Genomic DNA, 9,399 nt, shown 5'->3' on the forward strand with positions numbered 1-9,399 from the left:
AATCGAAAGCCAGGAATGCCGATGGATCCTGACGCCCATCTCCTTCGCGAGATGCTGCGGCGGCAGTCCACCCTTGCCCTGGTTTTCGGTGTGGCTTTTGGCCTTTACGGGCTGACGAGTTTTGAAATCATCAGGATTTACAAACCCGATCTCACGCTATGGGGCAACACCTGGCCCCGGCTTCTTTTCAATAGCCTGCCTTATTTTATTCTGGCCTGGATCAGTCGGCGGGCCTTTTGGAGCGAACAGAAAACCGCGGCCTTCGGCATGCTGGCGTTTCCGGGCATCTTCATGCTGGCCTGCATGATCCATGTCTGGCCTTTGATGGCGGATGGGCATTCGGGACTCTATGGCTACGTGCACGGGCCCAACATTTTCATTTTCGTCATCACGCTGCTCGTGCTCAGTCCTCCCCCGCGACTTCTTTATCTGCTACTGGGCGGGTTCATGCTGTGCTTCGCCCTGCCGGTTTCCGTCATTCTTCTGAAAAGCGGTAACGTTTCGCTCCTGAAAATTTTTGTGAACGACATGCTCGTGATGCTGCTGGTCACATTTTTTTTGGCCCGCAGCATTCATAAGACGAAGCGTCGCCTCGCTGTCGCTGAACATGATCTTAAACTTCGCGTCACACCGTTTTTGGGCCAGTATGTGGCCTCGGCGCTTTATGAAAACCGCTTTGACCTCCTGCGCGATCGGCGAAGCCAGGGTTTGATCCTGAGTCTTGATATCCGCGGATTCTCGCGCCTGATGCGCGATCTGGGGCCGGTGGAATTGAATGAGTTCTTAAGGCTTTACTATGGGCTGGTCGGCCGCATCGTGCACGCGCACGGTGGTCAGGTTCATAAGTCGATGGGCGACGGGCATTTGATTTCGTTTGGGGTCATGGATCTGCCGGACCTGAGCGATATCCCGGATCTTGCCGAGGCGATGGTCCAGGCGGAAATTCGCCGGAAAAAAGAGCTGCATCATCATGCGCTGCAGGCGTTCTTCGCCATTGAAAAAGGCTTCATCGAGCTTTTGCAGCAGTTCCCGCGCTTGCTGCACGAGGGCCTGGGCCTCGGGGGCGGCATGGCCTATGGTGATGTGCATCTTGCGATCTATGGCGATGAAACGCACAAAAGAGAATTCGAGATTTCCGGTGAAACCGTTGTCCTGAGTTCGCGTTTGGAGCAGTACACCAAGGTGCTGCGCACGGCCAACCCCGAATGGCAGCACGGTCTTTTCAGTGTGCTGGTGACCTGGGAATGGCCGCAGGGCCTGGAGCAGGAATCCGCCACCCGCAACTGGCACAGGCTGACGAGGCTGCCAGCGCCAGTTCCTGACTTTCCTCAGGTGCAATCGCTCTTCTACACCAGCCTCGTGACAGAGGCTGCACAGGTTCCGATACTTTCGCATGCTGTCTAATCGCGCTTCTTATCCCAAAGTTGACGGATTTTCCGGCAGCTGTTTATGATAGTACAAAGATTTTCCCCAGGGTTCCAAGGAACGGAGATCCTTATGCGCGGTCTGCTTTTCGTCTGCCTCTCGCTGTCTGGCTGTTTCGATCCGAAAAGCCCGGCGCAGGATCTTGCGGTCAAGCCGGCGCCGGAGCCTTCAATTCATGAAAGAACTCCGGTTAAACCCACGAATTTTCAAGCCAGCGTTCAGGGGCAGACTGTTTCACTCCGTTGGGATGCGATCGCGGGGGCTCAGAAATATCACATGCAATGGGCGTCCGCGAGTGCGCCTCATGTGCTCTTAGGCAAGGCGTCCATCACGACTCCGAGTCTTCGCGTGCCGGATCTGGATGAGGGGCGATACATCTTTCAGGTGGCTCAGGAAACCGCGCGGGGACCTGGGCCCATGGAATCGTTGGAAGCGACGGTCGCACCTTGAGAACGGGCCGGGGTGGTGCCCGGCAGACGGCGATACCAGGCCTGCACCGCGTGGACGTCGTCCCTTATGCGATGACCTTTCTGCAGGCAGTCCCAGCGTTCAAAATCCTGCTGGAGAGCGGGGGACAGAGCCTTATACACTTCATCCTGGATAAAGATCAGGCTCGAAATTTCATCTGTGACCTTGAACACGATATTGCGCATGCTTTCGTAACGCGTGGCCAGGATCAGGGCCCGGCCCCGCACATCGTATTGCTTGATCCCGCTCCCCGGAAAGAATCCTTCGATCATGCCCTGCGTGATGCCCACCGAGCAGTAGAGCGGCTCGTGATACTGCAGCTTCTCCATTTCCAGGCGGAAGACTTCGCAGAAGCGAACGGCCATTTTCAGAGCCGTATCCGCATTGCTTTCCTTGGCGCCGTCGGGATTGGCCAAAGGAAATCCGACTGAAGCCAAAAGCCCATCCCCCATTTCCTTGATGCGGTAGCCACGAGCCGCGACGCGCACGGGATCATAACCTTCATGCAGGATTTGCTGGCAGCTGGCCATCAGGTGTTCCAGCGCGCGAAGAAACTGCGGGTGTTTGATATGCGAGGAACCGATCACATCGAACGACAGCACAACCGCCTCGCGCGTGGCTACCGGCATGGTCTCCTCAAGATTCCGACCCGCCGCGATCTGGGTGACGACGTGCGTATAAACGAGCTTCTGCAGCTGCTTATGGGTGTGAACGATATCGCGGAACGAGTGCGCGTAATTGTAAGAAATGATCACGGTCTGGGAAAAGATGAAGGCCATCAGGGCAAAATCAAGGATAGGCCGGGTTTGCAGCAGATAGCTGACGACCAGGACGTCATTGATCACGGCGACCGTGAGCATCACGACGGTGCCGAGCAATGGTTTCACGCCCGGCATCCTCAGGCGAAACGCCCGAACGAAACTCCTCAGGCCAAGCCCGAGCGTGACAAAGGTCAGAAGGTGATAATAGTTCGTAAGGCGCGAGTAGACGTCGACCGACGTGATCAGTGTCACAGCGCTGATGAGGGCAGCGCAGCCCCACACGATGTTCGAGGCGTACCTTGGAATGGTCCGGGGGAACATGGCGCCCAGGAACGCAAGGAAGGTGGGTAGGGATAGGAAATAGCCCATAAAGCCGAGTTTCCAGCTCCATTCCCAGGAAAAATCGGGATAGATGCGAATCAGGATCTGATCGGCCGCGCTCAGGCTGGCTCTAAGTCCGAGGCAGACGAGAAAGAGTGCGAAATAAAGCGACTGCCTGTTGCCCGGAATGATGCAGGCGAGGGCGAAGTGATAAAGGGCGGAGATTACGATAAGGCCCAGGAAGAAGACACCATAGAATTCAGTCATTTTCTGGGTTTTCTGGATCGTATCTTGAAGCCCCAGCCTGAAGATGGTGTAAGGCGGCCAGAAGTCGGCCTGCCTTTGCACTTTGATCCGAATGGGGAAGACATCGCCTTCGCCCAGAAAGACCTCGCGATAGAGCCGCTGAGGCTGATCGGGAGAGTGCCCGTGCTTCACAAGCAGTCGATCGCCCAGGTAAAGCTCATAGAAAGGATATTCAGGCACCATAAGGGACAGGGGAACTTTTTTATTCAGCTGCACGGTCAAGCGGAAGGTGGCAGAGTCAGCTCCGGGCAGGATCTTTGGATCTTTGATGAAATGCCGTGGATGGGTTCCTTTTTGAAAAACGGGATCTTTGGCGCTGAAATCCATGCCCTCCGGCTCCAGCAGCCAGATGTCCTCATTGAGCAAAAGTGAAGACGTCTGCCGCAGATCTTCGCTACTTAAGTCAAGCCGGCCATGAGTCTGGGTTTCCGCCCGCGATTCAAGCGCGCAGAAAAGCAGGATGAAGAGCCAAAGTTTATGAAAATGAAACATGGCGCGTTCCGTGTGCAAAAATCCTGATATCCTATCGGCGAATAACGTAAAATTCCAAGTGTGGACCGATGGAAACTGAAAGGAGGGTGGCGGCGTGAACATTCTGATCTGTGAAGATGATGAGGATCTGGCCAGCATGCTGGCGGAAAAGTTCCTGGACTATTTTGATGACTCCGTCTGCACCCTGGTGGCCAATGGGGATCTTGCCGCCAAGGAACTGGACGCGACCGCGTATGACTTTATCAATCTCGACATGAATGTCCCGGGCATGAAGGGCCATCAGATTATCCGTCACGTCCGCGATGGTCAGGGACCGAACCGCAGGACGCCGATCATTCTTCTGAGCGCGGAAGTGGATGACAGCACCGAAGAGTTCGCGAATCAGGCCGTCGTGAAAATCCATAAGCCCGTGCACATGGAAAAACTGCTGGAAATCGCTGCGGTGATGACCAACACCTTTCCGAAGGCCATGGAATAAACTTACAGGGGCGAAGGCCCTGAGGCCCGGGTTCCGGGTCGGCCTGCTTTTTTCATGCACAGCATCGCACTTGCTTAAAAATGCCTTCCTTTGCGATAATGGGGAATCTTGTACCACTTTTGCGGCGGGCGCCTCTCCATGCGAAGAATCTCCAGCTTGCTTGGCCTTCTGGCTCTTACGATCAGCTGCCAATCGTCTCCTGGCCCCCAAGCTGAGTCCTCTCCTGAGCTCTTGCCCAAAGCCCAAAGCCTCAGGGCTCGGACCACAGTCAGCTTCGTGGACATTTGCCTAAATCCGGCAGCGCCCACGGACCAGCGCCATACCGTGGATCAAATGCGCGCTACCGTTGGCATCAGCGATTGCAATGAAGCGTGGAGTCAGCTCCAGAAATTGAGCAAACTCGACTTAGCGGGAAAGGATCTTGTCGATCTGAGCCCGATTTCAGGACTGACCCAACTCCGTGTGCTGGATCTCGGCTCCAATCATATCGTAAACCTGTCCGCTCTCGCCGGCCTCGTCAATCTCAGCGAATTGATTGTGAGTGAAAACGGGATTAACGATCTCTCGCAATTGAGTGATCTTGAGGAACTCAACGTCCTGGACCTTGGCCATAATATGGTCGAAGATATTAAGCCGCTCCAGAAATTACAAAAGTTGAGATGGCTGGATCTGGGAGAAAATAGGATAAAAGACGCCAGTCCCCTGAAAAACGTGAAAGAACTCTGGTTTCTGTCCCTGTCCGACAATCAGCTGGAGCAGTTGGACGGAGTGGCCAACCTCAAAAATCTTCGCGAACTCTATCTGCAGAACAATAAGATCAGGAGTCTTAGGAGTCTGAGCGCCTTACGGCAACTCGAAGGACTGGTCGCTGATGGCAACCCGATTGAAAGGAATGAAGATCAATGTCCGATGGGGAAGGCGATCCCCAATGGACTCCATGAATTCTGCAGCCGTTATATCACTGATCCCTGAGAGCCCAGTCAGGGCACGGTCATGCGCTCCGCCCAATCATCCAGCGGCGCGAAAGCGGGAAAACCTGGAGCGCTGCGGGTATCCGTGACGAGCTTCATTCCCACCGATAAGGTCGCGGCACTCACATTATCCAAAGTGATCGTCAGTTTCTTCACCGGATCCCCTTGAAAAGTATTCGGACTGTTTTTGCTCAGGGGAAAACTGAGACCTGGCAGATAGCTGGCATCCCGCAGAACAAAGCCTGCGCGTGCCGGAGACTGAATTTCGAGCCAGAGGTTCTGTCCGCCTTTTTTCAAGATCGCCACGCGTCCATCCTGCTGCAGCTCCACGGCGGCTGTCGTGTGCATCGACCACCAGACGCGGCCTGGCGTTTTCATTTTAATCTCATCCTGGACCAGAACGGTCTGGCGCTTTTGCCGTAAACCGAGCCCGCGGCGCACAGACGAGGCATCACGATCATAGACGCCGCTCAGGTTGATGATGGCCATCGCGTCTCCGGGCTGCGTGAGGATGCGTTCAATCTCGGCCTTGCCCTCGGGATTTTGATCGGGCCTGGGGTCAGGGTTCAGCACGAGCGTATTCTTGCCTTCCGCGCGCAGCCGATACATATGAAAGCGTCCCGGCTCGCTCACGGTTTTTGTCGGGCTTTTGTAAGCGGGAAGCGTTTCCTTGCTGAAGTAGCCGGGGAAGGTGTAGTTATCGCTTCCGAGGCCACCGATGGCCCAGACCTGGCCCTTCCCTTGAACAAAAAAAGTTCCAGCATCGAGGTGCCCGTGACTCGCCCTGTTATCCCCGGCATGAATTCCGACATACAGAGCTTCGTTATGATCCCAACTCGAACGAAAGCTCACATATTCCAGATCCCGGACATAGCGATCGAGCGGAAGATCCTGGGTGCCGGCCCCTCCTGCGTTCACAAGCTTGGGGTCATAGAAAAGAAGATCCATCCAGGAATATTTTCCATAGGCCTTCACCTCATTCGCATGATAGCGCGCGAGAGCCGGGGAATTATAGCGTTTGGCAAACCAAAAACTGGTGCCGCTGCGGGTTATTTTCAAAGGATCATCACCGAGTGAGATGCCGGTGACGGGACCTGACACCGCCACAGGAAAAAATCCAGCCGCCTTCAGGCCTGGAGTCTCGCTGGCGCGATAATCCGTGCCGAGCGTTCGCTTCAACGTTTCTGTCCAGCGGATCAGATTCGAGAGGCCATAATCCCAGTACATCATCCCTTCCACGGTCTGACCATCGGGTTCGAATTCGCGAATATAAAAGGGCACCGCTTGCAGGGCCCGGGCCAGGACGTCCGCACCCAGCTGTTTGGCTTCGGCGCTGCTGTCCATGACGGCCATGGCCGCGAGGCTTACGCCGCCGTTGCAGATGGGATTCCAGTTATTGCGGCTCTGATACCAAAAAGCCGAAGGTGTTGCGCGCGCGAGGTAAGGCCGGATCCCTTTGTCTATCAAAGCGCTGCTGATGATTCTGCGCTCCTCAGCCGTCAGCCGATCGTAGGTCCAGTCGAATCCCAAAGCGACGGAATAGGACATGATGCCGGTATCCAGAAAATGCTTGGCATCATTCCAGCTTGAAAATCGCGCATAATTCAAAAGGTGATCCCTCACCTTGTTTGCGTAGGCGCTGTTTCCGGTCAGCTGATAAAGAAGACTGAGGACAGCGATCGCTTCCTGCGTGGCATGCGGGGCCTTCAGGCGAAGATTGGCATCGTCCCACTGATAAGGCGCGACGGGTTCTTTAAGATAATTCTCTGCAGCTTTTTTCAAAGTCGCGACCGTGGTCAGCACATAGGGGTCCTGGGCGCTGAGGAGTTGTTTCATACGCGTGAAGTCCTCGCGATTGGCCAGGATGCGGGGATGAGGCGCGGCTTTTTTCTGAAAGGCGTCGATGATCATCGGAGCCGTGACAGCGGGGAATTGCAGGCGATTCTTCAGGGCTTCAAGGTCAAGTCGATCCCGGGCTGGCTGGTAGTCGAGCAGGATCGTGCGTGCCTCCGGTTTGGGAAGGGACGGGTCGGGGTCAGGTTGATCGTTGGGGTCCATCGGTGTTGCAGGTGGCTGCTCAGGTTCTGGAGTTTCGGTCCCAGGAGGGGAACGACGATCCGCATCCTCGCGCCAGAGACGGCAGGCGTTGAGTGTGAGGATGAGAATGAAAAGAAGAGCAGGACGAATCCTCATGCAGGTCACCTCCTGGAAAACACCGCGGCTCCCCATCATATCAAATCCAAATACGTTCGGGCTTTCAAAAATCCGCGGAGCCTGCGTCCCCCCCGCACGAATGAGGCTCTTCGGGCCGCGCAAATTCCGGGTTGCACATACCCGTAAACACTAGGAAAAACTGAATAGTTTGGCTGGCTTCCGTATCTGGTCGATAAAGGTCTTAAGACACACTCGGAGAATGGCGTGAAAGTTTTGGTCAAAAGTTTGAGTCAATTGCCCCTGATGCTGGCTCTTGCCATGCTTCTGACGCATTGTGGAAAAACTGGATTTGACAGGGGAGGCATACCAAGCGGAAGCGCGGCCATCGCCCCGACACAGAAGAGTAATGATAGCGAAGTCGAGGAGGACGATAACGAGGCCGCTGTCGCTTCGGAACCTGTTGCCGTGGGCGGGGCCTTTCTTGCCTGCAGTCTGGCGCCAGAGCAGACGAGTCTTGACGAAGCTGCCGTGCAGTGTGAATTTTCCAGTCGGGAATTGGAAGGTCGTCGCGCTCAGGCTTTCCTTTATGCATTCACCACAGGGGCCAGTCGCGCCCAATCCACGGCCATCGTGCCCCTTCGTCAGGAATTCGTCAATGATGGAGCGCGGCAGGTCTGGGCTTGGAACTTTTATTTTCAAAGGAGCGGGATTCTGGATGGCTGGCTTTATATCGATATTCAGGATCGCGCCCGCATGATGGACGCCACGATCAAAGCGGACGTGGCCGTTTCCGCGATAGCCCCTCCCCCTCCACCTGCACCGGCGGCTGCTCCTGCACCTGCCATGCTCCGTTTCAACAGTGGTCCACAAAAACTTGGGGATGACGGCGCCGGTCTTGCTGTGGAAACAGGCTGTGTGGTTATTGATCTCGCGATCATCGCCTTTGCCCGGTCGCGTAGCTATACCGTGACGCTGAGCGGGGAAACCTCATTGAATATCGTCTTCACAAACCTTTGCGGGGTGGGCACAGGCCTGACCAATACCGCCGGATCCTTCACCACGGCTGCGCTAAGAAATGCGAATGGAACGAGCGTGTTTCAATTCAATCTTGCCAGTCAGTCGAAGCTCACCTATGTGTCAGCCAAGGTTCCGGCCGGGGTCTATACCTTTGTCGTAACCCCGGCGTCGCGCAACGGTGCGCTCAATGACTTTGTTTATGCTGATCTGATGATTGAGGGGGCTGGAATTACGGTCAAATAGCGAGGCCGCGCCAGCCCGCAGCGCGGACCTTAGTCTTGAATCTGGAAAAGGTCCCCATAGGTGGAATAGTATTCAGCATCCGAAAAAAGATGGAATTGAAGGTCGTAACGATTCAATCCCGTCGTGTAGAGGCTGAAATTTTGTCCGCCATCTCGCGACACGGCTATCCCGTTGCTGCTTGCCAGGAATATTTTATTTTGAGTGGCAACGGCCGTATCGAAATAGAATTGGGGGAAGCGCGAACTATCCATGATCTGTGTCGTGGAATTGCTTGCCATGTCAATGGAAAAGATACCTTTCGAAGCTGAAATAAGAATCTTATCATCATCAAGTGCCGCACGATAGACAGTGCCAACGTCCACCGCTGTATTGTCCCAGGACATATATTTTTTTCCACCATTGTTGGAAAAATAGATGCCTTTGTCTTTGGTCAGGACGAGGGATCGAGAGCCGGCCGCTTGAATGGAAGCGTAGCTGGGATATAAAGTGTTTGGGACCACAGACTTGATCCAGGTCTTTCCCTCATCCGTTGAATACGATAGGCGTCCATCCACGATTCCATGAAGAATCGTCCCCGAAAATGCCTGGTTGTAGGCCGAGTAGATGCCACTGTCTCGCAGATAGCTGTACGATTTCCCAAATGAAGTAATTCGACGAAGAATCAGGCCGCGTGAACAGATAGATATTCTGGTCAACGATAATGACTTTCGCCGCCGCTTTTTGCACGCCATCAATTCTTCGGATGGCCCATGTGATTCCGCTA

8 protein-coding genes are annotated in these 9,399 nt (G+C 54.8%); 5 read left to right on the top strand and 3 right to left on the bottom strand.

Annotated elements, in window-relative coordinates; all coding sequences use genetic code 11:
* Positions 1-21 precede the first annotated feature (21 nt).
* On the top strand, positions 22-1,404 hold the full coding sequence (locus VFO10_RS17760; RefSeq protein ID WP_325142600.1) for an adenylate/guanylate cyclase domain-containing protein: 1,383 nt from the start codon (positions 22-24) through the stop codon (positions 1,402-1,404).
* A gap of 93 nt (positions 1,405-1,497) precedes the next feature.
* Entirely contained in the window at positions 1,498-1,875 is a 378-nt protein-coding gene (locus VFO10_RS17765; RefSeq protein WP_325142602.1) for a hypothetical protein, read from the top strand.
* On the opposite strand, the gene VFO10_RS17770 is transcribed toward VFO10_RS17765, so the two are convergent.
* The gene (locus VFO10_RS17770; protein WP_325142604.1) at positions 1,815-3,773 is read right to left on the bottom strand and encodes a 7TM diverse intracellular signaling domain-containing protein; all 1,959 of its coding nucleotides are present in this window, start codon (positions 3,771-3,773) and stop codon (positions 1,815-1,817) included. The genes VFO10_RS17765 and VFO10_RS17770 overlap by 61 nt on opposite strands.
* Positions 3,774-3,867: 94 nt before the next feature.
* Between VFO10_RS17770 and VFO10_RS17775 the strand changes: the two genes are divergently transcribed.
* Complete coding sequence (locus tag VFO10_RS17775) at positions 3,868-4,251, top strand: response regulator (protein ID WP_325142608.1); 384 nt, start codon at positions 3,868-3,870, stop codon at positions 4,249-4,251.
* 333 nt (positions 4,252-4,584) lie between these two features.
* Entirely contained in the window at positions 4,585-5,223 is a 639-nt protein-coding gene (locus VFO10_RS17780) for a leucine-rich repeat domain-containing protein (RefSeq protein ID WP_325142610.1), read from the top strand.
* A gap of 8 nt (positions 5,224-5,231) precedes the next feature.
* Here VFO10_RS17780 and VFO10_RS17785 read toward each other — a convergent pair whose 3' ends face one another.
* A complete protein-coding gene (locus tag VFO10_RS17785; RefSeq protein WP_325142612.1) occupies positions 5,232-7,415 on the bottom strand; it encodes a hypothetical protein in 2,184 nt (727 codons plus the stop codon).
* Positions 7,416-7,640: 225 nt separating this feature from the next.
* Here VFO10_RS17785 and VFO10_RS17790 point away from each other — a divergent pair, with 225 nt between their 5' ends.
* Positions 7,641-8,636: a hypothetical protein gene (locus tag VFO10_RS17790; RefSeq protein ID WP_325142614.1), complete on the top strand. Its 996-nt coding sequence runs from the start codon at positions 7,641-7,643 to the stop codon at positions 8,634-8,636.
* Positions 8,637-8,665: 29 nt separating this feature from the next.
* On the opposite strand, the gene VFO10_RS17795 is transcribed toward VFO10_RS17790, so the two are convergent.
* Positions 8,666-9,399: hypothetical protein (locus VFO10_RS17795; RefSeq protein WP_325142616.1), on the bottom strand; the 734-nt coding region annotated here is incomplete at its 5' end.

Origin of the sequence: Oligoflexus sp., from assembly GCF_035712445.1 — a bacterium.
Lineage (GTDB): Bacteria > Bdellovibrionota_B > Oligoflexia > Oligoflexales > Oligoflexaceae > Oligoflexus.